Raw genomic sequence first — 19514 nt, forward strand, 5'->3', positions numbered from 1 at the left:
CCTGCAAAATAGTCTACAACTTAATTCCATGTGTTGGAGCGCTTTTGGAGGAATACCCCGATGACCAAAGCCCTTATGTTTCAAGGTACTGGTTCGGATGTAGGAAAGTCCGTAATCGTGGCAGGCCTATGTAGGGTAGCGAAGCGCCGCGGAAAAATAGTAGCACCCTTCAAACCTCAAAACATGTCTAATAATGCTGCAGCCTGCCCCAATGGCGGTGAAATAGGCCGCGCACAAGCCTTGCAGGCTCTTGCTGCTGGATTGGAACCACACACAGATTTTAATCCGGTTCTATTAAAGCCACAATCAGATACACGCGCCCAAGTTATCGTTCACGGAAAGGCGGTTCAAACTTCTGAGGCTGCGGATTACATTAACACGCGTGATAATTTAATGGGCGCAGTCGTGGAGAGTTTTCAAAGATTGAAGTCAGTTTATGATCTCATTTTAGTTGAGGGCGCAGGAAGTCCAGCTGAAGTTAATTTGAGATCTCGGGATATCGCAAATATGGGGTTTGCGCGTAAGTGTGGAGTACCCGTTTGTCTTATTGGTGACATAGACAAGGGTGGCGTCATAGCAAGTTTGATTGGGACACAAAACGTAATTTCACCAGATGATTCTCAAATGATAACGAGTTTCATCATTAATAAATTCCGGGGAGATCCGGCGCTTTTTAATGATGGTGTTGAATTCATTAAAGAAAAAACAAACTGGCCCTGTTTAGGTGTTATTCCATGGATTAAAGCTCTTTCCAAGCTTCCCGCTGAAGACTCTGTTTCTGAACACAAAGCGCTGCCAAAAGGTAATCAACGTATACGTATAGCGGCCCCCATACTTTCAAGGATCGCTAACTTTGATGATGCGGACCCCCTTCGCTTAGATCCAAATGTCGATTTCCAATGGGTTCCACCAGGAAAAGCCATACCCAGAGACGTTGATGTAATCATCTTATTTGGTACCAAATCAACAATCGCAGAAATAGATTTCATCCGCAATCAAGGCTGGGATAACGATATTCTCTCTCATGCTCGGCACAAGGGGCATGTGATTGGCATATGCGGCGGATATCAGATGTTAGGACATTCAGTAGCTGATCTAAATGGTTCTGACGGTCCAACAGGTGAGCGAAGAGGTTTGGGACTGCTGGATATAGAAACTTCCATGGCTGAGTCTAAACGAGTTTGCCAAGTTGACGGTGTTTGTATTCAATCAAACGCCCACTTCCAAGGATACGAAATTCACGCTGGAAAAACTACTGGGAAGGATTGTGAACGTCCACTTTTCTCCATCAATGGCCGACTTGAAGGCGCTAAGAATATCACAGGAAATGTCCAAGGAAGTTACATCCACGGCATATTTGCCTCTGACGACTACCGAATTGGCTGGATAAAAAACCACCTCTTACAAATTCAGACTGGGTTTAATTATAGAGAATCAGTCGATGCGGCGTTGGAAGAACTTGCAGATGAGCTTGAGCGTTCCTTGGACATTGATACTTTGTTTGAATCAGCACAGCCTATTGGTTGGAATGCACAAGTGTAGCAACTGACCTAGCTTTATAATGGGGCTGCCACCAACTCCTCAGACTTGACAGAACTCCGCATAAACTCCGGCTTGTGTTCGACCAATTCCCACTTACCGTCATGGTGCTCTACTAGGGCTGAGCAGCTTTCTACCCAATCACCGTCATTCATATAAGTTATGCCATCAATTTCACGCATTTCAGCTACATGGATATGACCGCAAATGGCACCGTCAAAGCCTTTACGTTTACAATAATCAGCAACATGCCCCTCAAAGCTATGAATATAATTCAAAGCTTTTTTCGTTCTCTTTTTTAACTCGTTTGAAAGAGACCAATACGGTAAACCTAATCGCCTACGTACTTGATTTAGCTTAGTATTGACCATTAACATAAAGTTGTAAGCATTGTCGCCGAGAAACATGATCCATTTTCGGTCTGAGCGCATCATTCCATCGAACATGTCTCCGTGAACGACCAAATACCGTTTACCATCAACACCTTGATGAGTTATTCTATTTTTTACATCAATATAACCGAAACTCATCCCAAAACCTAGAAAAGCTCGCAAGAACTCGTCGTGATTTCCAACGATATATACAACTTCGGTATCCCTTTTGGAAGCGGTCAATATTCGACGAATAACATTCGTATGCGCTTGAGGCCAGAACCATTTCTTCCGTAAACGCCACCCATCAATAATATCGCCAACTAAGTACAATTTTTCACATGTGTTGGATTTCAAAAAATCGCACAATGCTTCAGCTTGGCACCCTTCAGATCCTAGATGTATATCAGATATGAAAATGCTTTTGTATTTAGGTTGTAAACTATCCATGAAACGCACCCATAATGTGCTTCTGTATAATTTTTATGACGTTAAGCAAACAATCAAACTGGCTTCCCAGCTGTTAAGCCATTCACCCTATTCACAATAGCCTCAGTATCAATTCCATAGTGTCGATATAAATCTGCAATTGTACCGGTTTGTCCAAAGTGCTCCACGCCCAGTGATATGCACTGATGGCCTTTAACAGAGCCTAACCATGAAAGTGTTGCTGGATGCCCATCCATAACTGTGATTATTTTGCAATAAGATGGCAAACCTTCCAATAAGGATTCAATATGACTTCTAGCTTTCTTGTTTCCTCGTGATCTAACGCGCTGTGCTGCGGTCCATCCTGCTAGCAGGCGGTCTGCAGAAGTTATTGCTAGGACACCAACGTCCCTTCTTCCTTCACCTACAATGGCTGCAGCGTAGATTGCTTCCTGCGCGACAGCCCCTTGATAAGCGATCACTATTTCGCAATTGCTACCGGGCTTTCGCATCCAATACCCACCATCAATAGTACCCTGACGAAACTCATCATCAACTCTCTTTGTTGGTTGTTCTAAAGGATTAGTAGTAAGTCGGAGGTAAACAGATCCACCGGTCTCATCTCTAAGCCAAGTTCGTTCATCGGGATCATGATTTCCGCCTCGCTGCATATAGTCAAAAGCCCATTTCATAATGACAATGAGTTCATCAACAAATGCAGGCTCAAAGGCAGCTAAACCATCTTGACTGATCCCTATAAGTGGAGACCCGATTGATTGATGTGCCCCCCCCTCTGGTGCGAGCGTTACGCCTGATGGTGTTCCTACAATCATAAACCGCGCATCTTGGTAACATGCGTAGTTTAATGCATCCAAACCACGTGCGACGAAGGGATCGTAAACAGTACCGATCGGAATCAAACGTTTGCCAAAAAGAGAATGTGATAAGCCAGCAGCACCTAAGAGCAAAAATAGGTTCATTTCAGCTATACCTAGTTCTATATGCTGACCTTCTGGTAGAAATTCCCACTTGGCAGTTGATGGAATTTTTTCATTTTTAAAAGTGTCTTCTTGGTGCTCTCTTGCGAATAGTTTGCGTCTATTTACCCATGGTCCAAGATTGGTCGTACCCGTAACATCTGGTGATGTTGTAACTATGCGCTCTGCTAGTAGGCTATCACCTTTTGAAAGTTCATCCAAAATTTTCCCAAAACCCATTTGAGTAGATATATAAGATTCTGATTTTATATCTATATCTGGTATCTCAACGAGACCATCGTTGTAGCGCCTCGGTCCAGTAGAAAAAAACGATACGTTTGCTAGAAATCTTTTAAGTCCATCGACGTCTGTTACATTTGCGAACCTATCCCACTCCTGTCCTTCAGATACCCCCATATGCTTTTGCCAGCTTCGCATTTGAGTAGGGTTCATTAGCCCGCCATGATTGTCCTTATGTCCTGCGATAGGGGTACCCCACCCTTTGATTGTGTAAGCTAAAAAACAAACAGGCCTATCGTGATCGATCTGGTCAAATGCATTGGCCATTGTTTCAACGCAATTACCACCAAGGTTTTCCATTAATTCAGCTAACTGCTCATCAGAACGCGCTTCAATTAGGGCCGTGACGTCACCCTGATCTCCTAGCTCATCCAACAGTCTCCTACGCCATACCGCGCCGCCCATAAAAGTCAGAGCTGAATAAAGTTGGTTGGGGCAATTATCTATCCAAGCCTTAAGCTTGTCTCCGCCACTTTCTTTGAAAGCTGCCTCTTGTAAAACGCCATACTTTATACGAACAACATCCCAGCCGAATGCGCTAAAAATCTGTTCTACACGTTTCCATAGCCCTTCACGAACTACGCCATCTAATGACTGACGATTGTAGTCAATTATCCACCAACAGTTTCGTAACCCATTTTTCCACCCCTCCTGCAATGTCTCATAAATGTTGCCCTCATCTAATTCAGCATCTCCGACGAGAGCGACCATGCGGCCCAATTCTAAGTGATTGCCCCAAGATTTTGCTTGAATATAGTCTTGAATAAGTGATGCGAAAGATGTGATTGCAACACCGAGTCCAACAGAACCAGTTGAGAAATCTACGTCATCAATGTCCTTAGTACGGCTTGGATAGGATTGCACACCGCCAAAGCCTCTAAAATTTTCCATTTTTTCTAGAGTTTGGTTTCCCATTAAATATTGAATTGCATGGAATACAGGTGATGCGTGGGGTTTAACTGCTACACGATCTTCAGGTCTTAAGACAGAAAAATATAGGGCTGTCATGATAGACACTATGGAAGCAGAAGATGCTTGGTGTCCGCCAACCTTTATACCATCAGTTTTTTCTCGTAGATGATTTGCGTTATGTATCATCCAGTGGGAAAGCCATAAAAGGCGTTGCTCAATGGTTTTTAAGTGCTTTGAACGATCAACCTTCATAATAAGTCTAACCTATCTAAAATGAGGACATTGGGTGTTTAATCATTGATCGCTTGATTGAGATCGGACCAAATATCATCTTGGTCTTCCAATCCCACTGAAATTCTTATCAAGCCATCACTAATACCATGCGATAGTCGTTCTTCCGGCGAATAAGTGCAGTGTGTCATGCTCGCTGGATGCTGAATAAGGGTTTCAGTGTCGCCGAGCGAAACGGCACGGCGGATCATTTTAAGCTTATTCATAATGCGCCGGCCAGACTCTAAACCACCTTCCAATTCAAAAGCAATCATACCTCCAAAGCCGGACATTTGTTTTTCGGCCAGTGGTCGTTGTTCGAAACTCTCTAAACCTGGATACCAAACTTTAGAAACCCCTCCACAAGCCTCTAGCTTACGAGCTATTGAGGCTGCATTCAAACAATGGCGGTCCATTCTAAGAGTGAGTGTTTTAAGGCCACGCAACACAAGCATGGCATTAAAGGGAGACATTACACCACCCGTCATGTCTTTCATTCCGTACAGCCGAATCTGCTGCATTGTTTCAGCTTCACCAACGGCAAGCCCGGCGACAACATCACCATGCCCACCTAGATATTTCGTTGCTGAATGAACGACAATATCAGCGCCTAATTCTATTGGACGGGTTAAATATGGAGTCGAATACGTATTATCGACGACAACTTTAGCACCATATTTTTTTGCTAACTTGGCACATTTTTCAATGTCTACAATGCGCATATTTGGGTTGGCGGGAGTTTCAAAATAAACGACCCGTGTTTGTGGCCCAATCGACTCCTCTAAATTGCTGGGATTGGTTAAATCTAAATAGGTGACTTTAACTCCAAACTTAGCAAGGCCATGTTGTAGAAATGAAAAGGTACACCCATATAACGTCTTATCGACAATGATCTCATCGTTGGGGGCCAACAATGTCCAAAGAACCGACGTGATAGCACTCATACCAGAGGCTAGAGCCAGGCCGGCTTCTGCACCTTCCAGGCTAGCAATTCGTTTCTCTAAAAGATCTAAAGTTGGATTTGATATTCTAGAGTAGAAATGACCCTTGCGGTCGCCAGCAAAAATTTCAGAACCAGCCTCAGCTGTTTCAAATGAAAAAGTCGATGTAAGGTGCAGCGGAGGGGTTAAAGCCCCTTCATTATCCATCGGTTCGTAAGCATAATGGATAGCTCGAGTAGAAAAACCTTTTACATCCGTCATTATATTACCTTCAGCAATTGGATGAAGGCATAATACAACACATATAAGAGCATTAAGTTGCTATTTATTCCAACTAGCTACACTATATTGGCATTATATAGCTGACTGATGGCGATTATGGACAATATTGACAGACAGATAATACGTGCACTCCAAAAGGACGGTCGAATGACCAATTTGGAATTAGCAGCATCAGTCAATCTATCACCGTCACCTTGCTTAAGGCGTTTGAGGGCATTGGAAGAAAACGGTATTATCAAAGGCTACAGTGCAGATATAGATTCAAAAGCTTACGGACTGCCGGTGACTGCATTTATAGGTATCAAGCTGGGCAAGCACACTGAGACCGCCGTTAAGCAATTTGAAGAACGCGTAAAACGTATGGATGAAGTATTAGAGTGCCACGTTCTTACCGGAGCGACAGACTATTTTCTCAAAGTTATGGTTTCTGGACTAGAAGAGTATGAATCCTTCATCCGAAAACAAATTCATCCCATAGGTGATATAGCATCTATAGATTCTAGCTTTGTCTACGGAACCGTAAAGAATACGCACGTGTATCCCTTACTATAAAAACGTTCATTACCTTGCTTACGAATCCTAGTAGCCTAGCTTTTGATCCAGAAGGATTAAGTAAAAAGGATTAAGGAGATGGCAGGGAATAATAGTTTGCGGCAATGGGCGCACGAGCTTGAGCAATCTGGTGACTATCGAGTACTAAAGCGTCTAGTCCCTCCACTGCCTATGAATTTTATAGGCCCCCCCTTCAAAAGAGGCCTAATGATTGACACTGAAACAACTGGATTAGATTTCCAGGAATCAGAATTGATAGAAATTGCGCTAGTTCCATTTGAATATTCAGTAGATGGTAAACTCGTTACTTTTGGCAAAGCACTTGATCAATTCCAACAACCTCAAACTCCGATCTCCGCAGAAATCACAAAGCTCACTGGTATTACCAATGAGATGGTCGCTGGGCAGTCAATTAACGTCGAAGAAGTGGAAAAGCTGATTGAAGAGTCAGATCTTATTATTGCCCACAACGCAAACTTTGACCGCCCGTTTGCAGAACGATTGACACCTGCTTTCAAATCCAAACCATGGGCGTGTAGCCTCACAGATATTGACTGGAAAAATGAAGGTTATGAATCCCCTAAACTTTCATTTTTAGCTATGGAACATGGTTTTTATTATAAAGCTCACCGCGCCGATATAGACTGTTGGGCAACTATAAAATTACTAGCGGGACGACTAAAAAGCTCAGGTGATAGGGCGATGGCACATTTATTAGAAAGCGCTCGTGAGCAACACTGGCGTATATGGGCTGTTAATACCAATTTCTCTAAGAAAGATCTCCTTAAAGATAGAGGCTACAGATGGGAAAGCGGTGAAACTGGTAAACCTAAATCTTGGTATATAGACGTAGTTGAAACAGATAAAGAAGCTGAACTTGAATATCTAAAGTCAGAAATATATGATGGTAGATTACCCGATTTACCAACAGTTTTAATTAATGCTTATAATCGTTTTTCTGCAGATCTGTAATTACTGACCTATAGATGAAGGCATCAATTTTAGCTCATCCATTAGATGTCGGTCTATCACTTTGCCACTCTTAATAACGAATTCGATATCGGCAATCGCATGTATATTATCTAACGGATCCGAATTCAGAATCACTAAGTCTGCAATCATTCCTTGACGAATAGTTCCAATTTCATCTTCCTTTCCGAAGAAAGCTGCTGGCGTATAGGTCGCGGCTTTAAGGGTTTCCAATGGGGAAAGACCTGCCTCAACTAACATAAATAATTCTTGATGAAGGCTAGCTCCTGGCGTCAGAAAACCAATAGGCGCATCAGTACCGGCTATAATTTCAACCCCATTATTATGTAATTCGACAATCATAGACTGCATCCAATTATCATAAGCCCATTCTTCTTCACTTGGAGCGTAGCCTAAGAGCTTACTTGAACGCTCTTTCCACCCATCACCTACAGCTGCAGGTATGAGAGAAAAAGTTTCCCTCCATTCTTTGTCTTTAAATAAAGCGCGTGTAAAAAAACGCGTGATAGCTAATGTAGGTGTTTGAAATACACGATTATCTGCAAGTGATTGAATCACTTCGTCACAAGCCGAACCATCAATTGATGCAACACTTTTCGCACGTTGAGATTTGTGTATGGCAGCCCTTAAAGTACCGCCATGAGGTGCATCAACGGCATCAAGCATTTTCATACGTTCATGCCACAATTCATCCGACATAGCAGAACAACTAAATTCCAAATTTCGTAGATGTTGAAAGTCCGACGCACCTGCTTCCGCCGCTTCTTGAACTGTCATAGAGAGTGGAACATGAGCGGCTACTGGTAATTGATGATACTTAGCGCGTTTAACAACAGCTTTGAACACGTCACTGGGCAACATCTCATATGCTTTGATGAAATCAACTCCATCGGCAGCGAGTTTGTCGACCAAAGCTTTACCCTCCTCTGGACTTGCTGCAGAGAAGGCAATATCCGGGAATGACGGTGTCTCGCCATTATAAACTGCGTTCGGTCCGTCTATTAGTGGACCGGACACATATAGCGATGGTGAAAGCGGATTGTTTTTAGAATCGGCCCTCGCTTCTGCTAATAATTCGAGGTGACCACCTGTATCACGTAGAGACGTAACGCCATGAGCAATGGAAAGCGGGAAAAACGTTCGGTAATCTAACCCTTCAGTGTAGCTCAAATGAACATGGGCATCCCACAAACCTGGAATAAGGTATTTATTGGTACCATCAATGTGAGACGTTTCTTTTTCTTCGGCATAGGTCTGCGCTAAAGAAAAATCGTCGCCGGAATACAATATTTTGTCGCCTGCTATAACAACGTATTGCTGCTCCCTCGCGCCATGTATTCCATCGATAGTAGTTATATTGTCAATCAAAATAGCATTAGGTTTAAGAGATGTCTCAAGAGAGCCTTCTGAGGTATTTCGGTCAATCCAACAGGCTGCTAACAATAAGCTGATGGATAGAATGGCTATATTTCGTATGGGTCTCGTCGCAATAAATCGCATAATCAGCCAGCCTCTAGATTGAGCATCATTTTAGCATACGTATATTAATGATATATCTTTTCAGCAATCATTGCCTTAGGTCAAGGGTTTTCAACCTCAACCTCAATGCGCACTGATTTGAACGCTGGTGTTTTGCTAAGCGGGTCAACTTCTGTATTCGTGAGAACATTTGATTCTGGATAATATGCCATAACGTTCTTGCGAGGCAGATCAAAAGGATAAACACTTACCCCTTCCATCTTGCCTTGCGTTGATTTTAAACAGACCTTGCTACCTTTAATAAGGTTTAAATCCTCCATATCGTCCTTGTTCATCAGAACAGACCAACGACTATCCGTTCCTCGATAGCTATCCTTTTCTTCGTATATTATGGAGTTGAACTGCCCTTCACTTCTTACTGTAGAAAGAACGAAACCATCAAATTTCTTCTGACCTTCACCAAATGACCTTACCTTAAAGTTAGCTCTCCCATTTGGAGTTTTAAAATGAGGCTTGTGAAGCAATCTGTTAGATATATGAAATTCGATTTTTGCCGTATCTAGGCTACTCAGTTTTTCCATGCCTGGAATAATTTCAGCGATTGCATGGCGAACATTTTTGTGTTTTTTGAACGTTTGAAAATCAATGGGACAGTCTTGAAGCAGATCTGAAGCTATATCAGATAAAATAACAGATTCAGGGCGTGTATTCTCCATCCTATGTATGCCGCCATCACTCAAACGCACAAAATTAAACATTGATTCTTGGGAAGTTGGTTCCCATTCCTCATCGCGTGCGGTTACTGGAAGCACTAACATCTCCGTGTCGTCCGCTCCGTAGAAATGACTTTGATTAAGTGTTGTCGTTAAACTCAACTTGAACCCAATGGAATTTAAAGCCTGTTCTGCCCAAATAGAATTAGGATTAGCGGCATATAGATTCCCACCCATAAGGATTGCTGCATCCATTTGCCCATTATAGGCAGCTTCCATGCAAGCCATGGTATCTAAACCCTGCCGGCTTGGAAGTTCAATTCCGAACACCGATTCAATTTTGCTTATAATTTCTTTGGCTAGTACAGGCTTTACACCAATTGTTCCAATTCCTTGGACATTTGAATGTCCACGTAAGGGAAGTAGACCCGCACCTCGACGACCGACCATTCCCATAAGTAGGGCTAAGTTTGAAATATACTCTATATTTTCAGTCCCATGAAGGTGGTGAGTCATTCCCATCCCCCATGAGAAAACAGCATTTTGGGACGAGATGTATATTTCTGCTAGCGCATCTATCTGCTGTTTTGGTACACCACATCTGCTAATCAACTCATCCCAAGAGCTATTGTTGATGTCTAATAAAAATGCTTCAAAATTATTGGTGTATTGCTCTATAAACGCATCATCTTGAGCATTCTTTTCTATAATACATTTTGCTATCGCCTTAAATAGTGAAATGTCCTCACCAATATTCAGCTGTATGTAGATTGATGCGATTTCACTTCCACCGCTCAGAAGTGATTTTGCACTTTTAGGAACTGCAAACTTTACCAATCCAGGTTCTTTTGCGGGGTTAATAACTATGACTTGGCCACCACGTTCCCGACAGGCCTTTAGCTGATGAATATACCTTGGATGATTAGAAGATGGATTGGCACCAATTACAAAAATGGTATCAGCTAGTTTCAAGTCATCGAATTCAACCGTTGCTGTGCCCGTTCCTATTGTTTCCGCCAATGCCACTCCCGTGGCCTGATGACAGTAGTAAGAGCAATTTGTAACGTTATTCGTGCCGTATAAACGTGCAAATAATTGAAAAATAAAACCAGCTTCGTTGGAAGAGCGACCAGAAGCATAGAAAAAGCTGCGTTCTGGCTTTATGGCAGCCAATCTATCAACAGCGATTTGCATGGCTTCATCCCAGCTAATTGGCGTGTATTTATCGGCGCCAGCTAGTTTGTGAATTGGGAAACCTAAACGTCCTAATTTTTCGATATTCTTTGGAGGGAGTTCTTTTAGTTCGCAAAGAAGATGTCTGAAGACTTCAACGGGGATTGCCGGCTGGATGTCTGTTGATTGTGCCTGAACGCTTTTATTGCAAACCGAAGGAAATTCCCCCGCTTCGTTTGTCATTCCGCCCAACTGCCCGCCCATACCAAAGGCACAGGCTTTACAGGTGTTTTTCGACTTTAGCGCTTTGGCGGCCTTTGCAATACCAATGCGACGCACTGTATTTAACGTATAAAGTACTTTCTTTGCACCGCCGCCAATAGGTTGTGGACTCATAATGCACCCGCCTCAATCATCTTTTATATATTATCGACTGTGGAGACGCTGTTGCAAAAGATCAATTGCCTACACCGAGTTTATAATCAAAGGTGTGGGCATATACTTTTAGATAGTTTTAGATATGCAAGGCATGACCGAGTGCCCCCAGTGCAGCCTCCTGCAATGCTTCTCCACGCGTTGGATGGGCCTGAATTATCATTGCAAGATCTTCTAGAGTTGATGCCATTTCTATGGCTATTGAAAAGGAAGCTGCCATTTCAGAAATTTCAGCTCCCACACCATGTATACCTAAAACTTCGTGGTTATCTTTGCGTGCAATCACAAGCACAAAACCATCTTCACGCTCAGTAGACATTGCTCTGCCAGAGGCTGCGAATGGAAACTTGCCTTTTACAACCTCTATTCCTGCATTTTTTGCTTCAGACAAACTCATCCCAACCGAAACTATTTCTGGATCCGTAAAGCAGACAGCCGGAATACTCTTCTTGTCCCAGATACGTTTGTGTCCTGCCACTATCTCTGCAACCATTTCTCCTTGTGCCATCGCGCGGTGAGCAAGCATTGGCTCACCTGTCACATCACCAATAGCATAAAGGTCTCTCATCGATGTCTGACATCTTTTATCAATTTTCAAGAAAGGGCCTGCCATATCCAGAGAAAGACTCTCTAATCCGAAGCCGGACACCGAAGCTTTGCGTCCTACAGTTACAAGGACCTTATCCGCTGGTATTTTAAGCTCTTCACCATTCACATCTGCAAGCAAAGATTTACCATCTTTAGACATTCCTAGCGCCTTTGCGCCTACGTGCAATGTCATTCTCAATTCGTTCAGACGTTTTTCAACAGGCTTACTTAAGTCACGATCATATTGCGGTAGGATGTGATCAGCGGCTTCTACTATTGTGACTTTGGAACCCAATTTGGCAAATGCCATACCTAGCTCCAAACCAATATAACCGCCTCCAACAACAGCTAAACGTTTTGGGACTTTACGTAGTTCTAATGCTTCTGTTGATCCACACACTTTTCCACCAAATGGTAAAAATGGTAGTTCTACAGCTGACGATCCGGTTGCGACGACTACATTCTCAGCATAAATTCTCACTACACCGTCTGGCGTTGTTACATCGACCGTTTTACCGTCAACGAAATTAGCGCGCCCTTGGATGTGCTGTACTCCTGCCTTCTTCAGAAGTCCGGCAACACCGCCAGTTAATCGACTTACAATTCCATCCTTCCAATCTATCGTTTTAGAAAAATCCAGTGATGGCTCACTAACCGATATTCCCAGAACATTCTCGCGGGTAAAATGCGTAGCTTTTTCAAATTCATTTGCAGCATGAATGATTGCTTTTGATGGGATACATCCAACATTCAAACACGTGCCTCCGGGAGCTTTTTCCTCGACAATTATAGTATCGACACCCAATTGACCGGCGCGTATTGCGCAGACATATCCACCCGGCCCCGCACCTATGACGAGCAATTTACAGTTTTTCTTAGCCATGCCTTAGCTCCCCATGAAAATTAGTGCTGGAGTTTCCAGTAGATTTTTTACGCGTTGAACAAACACAGCTGCATCCCAGCCATCAATGATACGGTGATCAAAGCTCGATGACAGGTTCATCATTTTTCGAGGCACAAATTCAGAACCATCCCAATGCGGACGGACCACCATTTTGTTCACACCAACAATGGCGACTTCTGGATGATTAATAATAGGCGTTGTAGCGATCGCGCCTAGAGGACCAAGCGATGTAATCGTTATGGTTGATCCACTCAACTCTTCGCGCTTTGCTGTACCGTCCCGCGCAGCGCCAGAAAGGCGTGCTAACTCATTGGCACTGTCCCAAACAGTCATTGCTTCTGCATTCCTAAGTACAGGAACAATCAAACCGTTGTCGGTCATCGTTGCAATACCTGCGTGAACGCCATTGAAACGACGTACAAAACCATCATCATCATAATAGTGCGCGTTCATTTCAGGGTGGTCTTCCACAGCCTTAACAACCGCCGCGAGTATGAAAGGTAGAACAGTAAGCTTTGGCTTGTCGCCTCGATTGTCATTCAGCTTAGCGCGCAAGTCCTCTACTGCTGAGACATCGACTTCTTCAACAATAGTAATATGCGGAATGCGTTCATTTGCGAGTGACATTTTCTCTGCGATCTTCTTGCGAAGACCATTGATTTTTATATCCGTTTCACCCGAGCGAGCTATACCGGATACACGCCCTATACTATGAGATTTTTGCCCCACGGGGTTTTCAAACACATTATCTAGGTCTGCATGCGTGATACGGCCAGACGGACCAGAACCAATAACCTGACGCAAATCAATGCCGGCTTCTATTGCGCGGTGACGCACGGCTGGTGATGCCAGTGGTGCTTGTCCTTTTGCGCGCGGCGTACCAATGCTTGCTGAAGGTGCTGGTGCCCTATTTGAAGGCGCTTTACTCTCAACAGGTTGAGCTGCGGGTGCAGGCTCAATTTTTTTCGGTTTGGCGGGTGCTGTTGCTACTGGCGCATCCTTAGCTTCATCAATCTGAACGTCATCACTTGTTTCAATTCGAACAAGATCAGCGCCAACTGCTAATGTTTCACCAACTTCGGTGGCCAGCCAACTAATGGTGCCATGGCATAAAGAAGGTATTTCAACAGTTGCTTTATCTGTGAGTACGGCTGCAATGACATCATCTTCACGTACTTCATCACCGATTTTAACGTGCCATTCAACGATCTCAACCTCGGTAACACCCTCACCGACATCTGGAAGTTTAATTGCTATCGTTTTCATATTATTCCTCCATCGCTTTTTCGAGTGCACGTTTGATACGCTTGGGCCCAGGGAAGTAATCCCACTCTTGCGCGTGTGGATATGGAGCATCCCACCCAGTGACCCGAGTTACTGGTGATTCTAGGTGATAAAAGCAGGCCTCTTGCACTTCAGAGATAAGTTCAGCCCCAAAACCGGATGTTCGCGTGCCTTCATGAACAACAACACACCGACGTGTTTTCTGCACCGACTTTACGATAGTATCTAAATCAAGCGGCAGCAGAGTACGAAGATCAATAATTTCCGCATCTATTCCAGACTCATTTACGGCAGCTTCGGCTACATAAACCATCGTTCCATAAGCTAGAATGGTGACATCTGCACCTTCACGATAGATGGATGCTTTCCCTAGAGGGGTTTTGTAATAGCCGTCTGGCACTTCCCCCAACGGGTGTGATGCCCAACCTATTGATTGGGCTTCATGATGTCCGTCAAAAGGACCGTTATAAATACGTTTTGGTTCCAGAAATATCACAGGGTCAGGATCTTCTATCGCAGCAATCAACAACCCCTTTGCATCTACAGGCGATGAAGGTTGCACGACCTTCAGCCCGGAAACGTGCGTAAATATAGCCTCTGGGCTTTGGCTATGCGTCTGCCCACCAAATATCCCGCCGCCTGTCGGCATACGTATAACCATTGGACACGTAAACTGCCCCGCTGAACGATGACGTAGACGCGCAGCTTCTTGCGAAATTTGGTCAAATGCGGGAAACACATAATCAGCAAACTGCACTTCTACACATGGACGCATGCCTTGCGCGGCCATGCCGACACCCATGCCAACAATCGCGCTCTCATTGATGGGCGTATCAAACACACGTTCATTGCCGTATTTCTTTTGCAGACCGGCTGTGCAACGAAAAACACCACCAAAATATCCTACATCTTCGCCCATCACTATTACATTGGGGTCTTTATCAAGCATTACATCCATTGCTGAACGAACAGCTTCAATCATTGTCATACGCGACATATTAAGCTCCCATTTCTTGACGTTGACGACGCAAATGCTCAGGCATTTCTTCGTAAACGCCTTGGAAAATAGCTGTTGGAGAGAGCATTTGTGGGGATAGGAATGTTCCTAATGCTTCACTGGCTTTTTGATATCCGATGACTTCGTCCATAATTTCGGCTTCACCTTGCTTATGGCGGTCTTCAGACCATTTCCCGCGTAAGATGAGATGCTTCTTTAACCTTTCCACCGGATCACCCAATGGCCAAGCTTCTGCTTCATCTTTAGGTCTGTACACTGATGCATCATCAGATGTGGAGTGAGCAGCAACACGGTATGTAAGCCACTCAATAGCAACCGGACCGTGTCCAGAGCGCGCACGTGCAGTTGCCCACTTTGTCGCTGCCATAACTGCTAAAAAGTCGTTTCCATCGACACGAATAGATGTGATGCCGTAACCTACTCCACGACTGGCAAACGTTGAGGCTGACCCACCTGCCGTACCTGAAAAACTAGAGATGGCCCATTGGTTGTTGACCACATTTAGAACAACAGGAGGCTTGTAAACAGCGGCTGTTACCATAGCTGAATGGTAATCACTTGCGGCGGTTGCGCCATCGCCAATCCATGCAGCTGCAATGTTATCATGGCCTGTTAATGCTGACGCCATCGCCCAGCCGACTGCTTGCACGTATTGCGTGCCGAGGTTCCCTGAGATTGTGAAAAAACCATAGTCACGTGCAGAATGAAGCGTAGGTAATTGGCGACCGCTCAAGGGATCATTTTCATTTTGGTAAAACTGACCAAAGAGCATTTCGAGCGGATAATCAGCTGCGATTAGCAAAGATTGCTGACGGTATGTAGGAAAGTTCATATCTCCCTTAACAAGCTGACGCTGGAAAGCACATCCTATGGCTTCCTCTCCAGTACATTGAAGATAGAACGTAGTTTTACCCTGACGTTGAGCGTTTAGCATGCGTTTATCTATTGCGCGCATTTTCAGCATATCCCGCAACCCTTGAAGGAGAGCATCATCTATGCCTTCTTCTCCAAGGTACTCAGCCCATGGGCCAACAGCATTGCCTTCATCATCCAGAACACGGATAAGTCCGTTTGCATATGGCCGTGAGTCTTCAGCGCTCATATCCAGTGGTGGTACGGGCAGTAAACCAGGCTCAGGTATTTTTAATTGAGAAAAATCAGGCGCTTCGCCCGGTCGCGCAGATGGCTGCGGAAAATTCAATTTAATAGTCATTTAGCACGTTTCCTCCTTCTATTAGCAGGAAACGAAATTTGTGAATGTGTTTTATCACGCCCGTTCCTCCGCTACAGCCGTGATCGATGTTTCTTTTTTGAAACTATTCCACACAGCACCGCTTGCAGAGGCATCATACACCACTTTATAAGGTAATGCTAATCTATTATTGCTCGTATATAAATATATTTAGGATAAACCGCCTCTCAAAAAGACATACGAGGCATTATTTATCACTACTCCATCGAGGGAGCATTACATTTGCCCTTGGATTAGCTTCATGATCCCAGAAAAATCCATATCATCCTTTTTAGCAGCTTCCATGAGCGCATATAAAGCTTCTGCTTGCGCCCCTAACGGCGTTGAAGCTTTGGCGGCATGAGCAGCCTCTTGAGCTAAACGCAAATCTTTCAACATCATAGCTGCGGCGAAACCGGGTTTATACTCTCTGTTTGAGGGCGCAGATTCTACAGGTCCAGGGGCTGGACAATAGGATGTCATCGACCAGTTTTGTCCTGAGGCAGTAGAAGAGATATCAAAGAAGGTTTGCGCATCTAAGCCTAACTTTTCTGCTAGGTTGAACGCTTCACACGTTCCTATCATATGAATACCTAGAAGCATATTATTGCAGATTTTCGCGACTTGACCATTTCCAGTAGCACCCGCATGAAAAATATTCTTCCCCATAACGTCCAGAAATACCTTAGCTTTTTCATATGCTATAGCGGTTCCGCCAACCATAAAAGTAAGTGTTCCTGCTTGAGCTGCCGCTGTTCCGCCAGAAACTGGTGCGTCTACAAATAGCTGCCCTCTGGCTTCTAGGGTTTTGCCGACCTCTCTTGCTGAATCTACATCTATCGTAGAGCAATCGATATTCAGTACGCCCGCTTTAAATGAGTCTGGCAGCCCCTGCTCTGATGTGTACACGCTACGCACGTGCTTGCCCGAAGGTAGCATGGTGATAATGGCGTCCACATCACTTCCATCAAAGGAGCGAAGGTCCGGTACACTATAAGCTCCAGCATTGACAAGTTTCTCAACCGCCGCCTCGGATAAATCAAACACATGGACCTTATGTCCAGCTCCAACAAGATTGTTGGCCATGGGGCCACCCATATTGCCAAGCCCAATAAATAATATTTCAGCCATGGTTTGATCTCCCGATTTTTTTATATTTTATTTTTAACTAAACTTAGTTTTGGCTCTCTCGCATCAACTCACGTGCTACGATCAAGCGCATGATCTCGTTAGTGCCTTCTAGGATTTGATTGACCCGGACATCCCGCAACATGCGCTCAAGTGGATAGTCTCTCAAATAGCCATATCCACCATGCAATTGAAGCGCATCGTTTACGACTGCAAACCCAGCATCGGTGACAAACCTTTTCGCCATTGCACAGAATTTTGTGGCATCTGGGGTTTTCTGATCAAGTTTCCATGCAGCTTGGTACAACATGGCGCGGGCGGCTTCCAATTCGATAGCCATATCAGCTAACTTAAATTGTATTGTCTGCTGCTGATTCAGGGCTTTGCCGAAAGCTTTACGCTCAGCTGTATAATCCATAGCCGCTTTATGCGCCGCACTAGCCGTACCCAACGAGCAAGCTGATATATTGAGACGCCCACCATCAAGCCCCTTCATAGCAAAAGTGAACCCCTGACCTTCTTCGCCCAAGAGGTTCGCCGCCGGTACACGACAATTATCAAACGATACAACAGCAGTAGGTTGAGAATTCCATCCCATTTTGCGCTCGTTAGCACCAAATGAAAGACCGTCAGTCCCTTTCTCAACAACGATAGCGGAAATGCCTTTGGGGCCGGCCTCACCTGTTCGCACCATGACGACATAAAGGTCTGACACTCCGGCACCAGATATAAACGCTTTAGACCCGTTTAAAATGTAGGAATCACCGTCTCGAACTGCACTTGTACGTAGAGCAGCAGCGTCAGATCCGGATCCTGGCTCTGTGAGACAGTAACTGGCTATTTTCGTTCCACTCGTGAGTTGAGGACAGTATTTTTGGCGCAGGTCTTCTGAGCCGAAACTATCAATCATCCATGAACACATGTTGTGAATAGAGATAAAGGCGGCGGTTGATGTACATCCTGAAGATAGTGCTTCAAATATCAATGCAGCGTCTAAACGTCCCAATCCGGAACCACCAACATCGTCACGGGTATAAATCCCTAGAAGACCTAAATCCGCCGTCGATTTTATAACATCGATAGGAAAGTGTTTCTTTTCATCCCATTCTTCTGCATGAGGTGCCAATTGCTCTTCAGCAAATCGACGCGCCATATCTTGGATCATTTTCTGATCTTCGTTCAATGAAAAATCCATTTCGCACTTCCCCGTATTATTTTATCTATCTTTGAAATCGGCAGCGCGTTTTTCTACAAACGCGTTCATGCCCTCTTTCTGGTCTTCTGTACTAAACAATGCTTGGAATAATCGACGTTCAAAACGAACACCTTCGGTTGTTGAAAGCTCCAATGAGGCAGCAACCATTTCCTTACATGCAAGAATTGAAGGTATTGAGTAAGAAGCGATAGCTTCAGCAGCTTCTGCAACAATCGCTTCCAATTGGTCCGCCGGCACGACACGACTAACAAGCCCTATTCTGTCTGCCTCTTCAGCGCCAATCATACGCCCCGTAAGCACGAGGTCCATTGCTTTTGCTTTGCCAACTGCTTTGGTCAAGCGTTGAGACCCGCCCATGCCCGGCGTCACGCCAAGTTTGATTTCCGGCTGCCCGAACTTAGCTTTATCAGATGCAATAATGATATCGCACATCATAGCAAGTTCACACCCGCCGCCCAGCGCGAAACCGTTTACCGCTGCAATGACAGGTTTGCGAGCAGCGGCAAAGCGATCCCATTTTGCAAAATAATCATCAAGATACATGGAAACAAAGCTATGTTTTTCCATCTCTTTAATATCTGCACCTGCAGCAAAAGCCCGACCAGCACCAGTGATTACACTAACAGCAATATCAGGGTCACGATCTAAATCGGCAATTAAACTAGCAAGCTCCGTCATAACTTCAGCGTTCAGTGCGTTTAAGCTATCTGGACGATTTAAGGTTATGTAGGCGACGCGGTTCTTTTTATTCAAAAGGAGTGTGTTGAAAGCTGTCATAATGC

Annotated in this window: 15 protein-coding genes; 3 read left to right on the plus strand and 12 right to left on the minus strand. The window is 44.4% G+C overall.

The genetic code is table 11. From position 1 onward, the window contains the following. Positions 1-60: 60 nt before the first annotated feature. Positions 61-1542 (plus strand): cobyric acid synthase, encoded by a 1482-nt coding sequence (locus ACFQS8_RS03000; RefSeq protein ID WP_382165568.1) that lies wholly within the window; start codon positions 61-63, stop codon positions 1540-1542. 14 nt (positions 1543-1556) lie between these two features. Here the strand turns inward: ACFQS8_RS03000 and ACFQS8_RS03005 are convergent, their stop codons facing one another. The 3 genes from ACFQS8_RS03005 to ACFQS8_RS03015 are packed head-to-tail and all read right to left on the minus strand — an operon-like array spanning position 1557 to position 6000. Next, the gene (locus ACFQS8_RS03005) at positions 1557-2360 is read right to left on the minus strand and encodes a UDP-2,3-diacylglucosamine diphosphatase (RefSeq protein WP_382165570.1); all 804 of its coding nucleotides are present in this window, start codon (positions 2358-2360) and stop codon (positions 1557-1559) included. Positions 2361-2413: 53 nt separating this feature from the next. Next, positions 2414-4780, minus strand: a complete 2367-nt coding sequence (locus ACFQS8_RS03010; protein WP_382165572.1) for a transketolase — start codon at positions 4778-4780, stop codon at positions 2414-2416. A gap of 38 nt (positions 4781-4818) precedes the next feature. After that, positions 4819-6000: a methionine gamma-lyase gene (locus ACFQS8_RS03015; protein WP_382165574.1), complete on the minus strand. Its 1182-nt coding sequence runs from the start codon at positions 5998-6000 to the stop codon at positions 4819-4821. A 117-nt stretch (positions 6001-6117) separates the two neighbouring features. Here ACFQS8_RS03015 and ACFQS8_RS03020 point away from each other — a divergent pair, with 117 nt between their 5' ends. Then, positions 6118-6573: an Lrp/AsnC family transcriptional regulator gene (locus ACFQS8_RS03020; RefSeq protein ID WP_382165576.1), complete on the plus strand. Its 456-nt coding sequence runs from the start codon at positions 6118-6120 to the stop codon at positions 6571-6573. Between the two features lie 78 nt (positions 6574-6651). Continuing rightward, the gene (locus tag ACFQS8_RS03025) at positions 6652-7545 is read left to right on the plus strand and encodes a 3'-5' exonuclease (protein WP_382165578.1); all 894 of its coding nucleotides are present in this window, start codon (positions 6652-6654) and stop codon (positions 7543-7545) included. Here the strand turns inward: ACFQS8_RS03025 and ACFQS8_RS03030 are convergent, their stop codons facing one another. The 9 genes from ACFQS8_RS03030 to ACFQS8_RS03070 all read right to left on the minus strand — a co-directional run bounded on the left by ACFQS8_RS03030 (position 7546) and on the right by ACFQS8_RS03070 (position 19509). Then, complete coding sequence (locus tag ACFQS8_RS03030) at positions 7546-9063, minus strand: amidohydrolase family protein (RefSeq protein WP_382165580.1); 1518 nt, start codon at positions 9061-9063, stop codon at positions 7546-7548. 80 nt (positions 9064-9143) lie between these two features. Then, the gene (locus tag ACFQS8_RS03035; protein WP_382165582.1) at positions 9144-11324 is read right to left on the minus strand and encodes an FdhF/YdeP family oxidoreductase; all 2181 of its coding nucleotides are present in this window, start codon (positions 11322-11324) and stop codon (positions 9144-9146) included. Between the two features lie 118 nt (positions 11325-11442). Beyond that, positions 11443-12834, minus strand: coding sequence for a dihydrolipoyl dehydrogenase (lpdA, locus tag ACFQS8_RS03040; protein ID WP_382165584.1), 1392 nt, complete (start codon positions 12832-12834; stop codon positions 11443-11445). A 3-nt stretch (positions 12835-12837) separates the two neighbouring features. Then, positions 12838-14121 carry a dihydrolipoamide acetyltransferase family protein gene (locus ACFQS8_RS03045; RefSeq protein ID WP_382165586.1) on the minus strand — a complete coding sequence of 428 codons (1284 nt, stop codon included), beginning with the start codon at positions 14119-14121 and terminating at the stop codon, positions 12838-12840. 1 nt (position 14122) lies between these two features. After that, positions 14123-15136: an alpha-ketoacid dehydrogenase subunit beta gene (locus ACFQS8_RS03050; RefSeq protein ID WP_382165588.1), complete on the minus strand. Its 1014-nt coding sequence runs from the start codon at positions 15134-15136 to the stop codon at positions 14123-14125. A 1-nt stretch (position 15137) separates the two neighbouring features. After that, positions 15138-16370, minus strand: a complete 1233-nt coding sequence (locus ACFQS8_RS03055) for a thiamine pyrophosphate-dependent enzyme (protein ID WP_382165589.1) — start codon at positions 16368-16370, stop codon at positions 15138-15140. 255 nt (positions 16371-16625) lie between these two features. Further along, positions 16626-17519: a 3-hydroxyisobutyrate dehydrogenase gene (mmsB, locus tag ACFQS8_RS03060; protein ID WP_382165592.1), complete on the minus strand. Its 894-nt coding sequence runs from the start codon at positions 17517-17519 to the stop codon at positions 16626-16628. 43 nt (positions 17520-17562) lie between these two features. Continuing rightward, positions 17563-18711 (minus strand): isobutyryl-CoA dehydrogenase, encoded by a 1149-nt coding sequence (locus ACFQS8_RS03065; protein ID WP_382165594.1) that lies wholly within the window; start codon positions 18709-18711, stop codon positions 17563-17565. A gap of 21 nt (positions 18712-18732) precedes the next feature. After that, positions 18733-19509, minus strand: a complete 777-nt coding sequence (locus tag ACFQS8_RS03070) for an enoyl-CoA hydratase-related protein (RefSeq protein WP_382165596.1) — start codon at positions 19507-19509, stop codon at positions 18733-18735. Positions 19510-19514: the final 5 nt, after the last annotated feature.

This window comes from Hirschia litorea, from assembly GCF_042665075.1.
Taxonomy (GTDB): Bacteria; Pseudomonadota; Alphaproteobacteria; order Caulobacterales; family Hyphomonadaceae; genus Hirschia; species Hirschia litorea.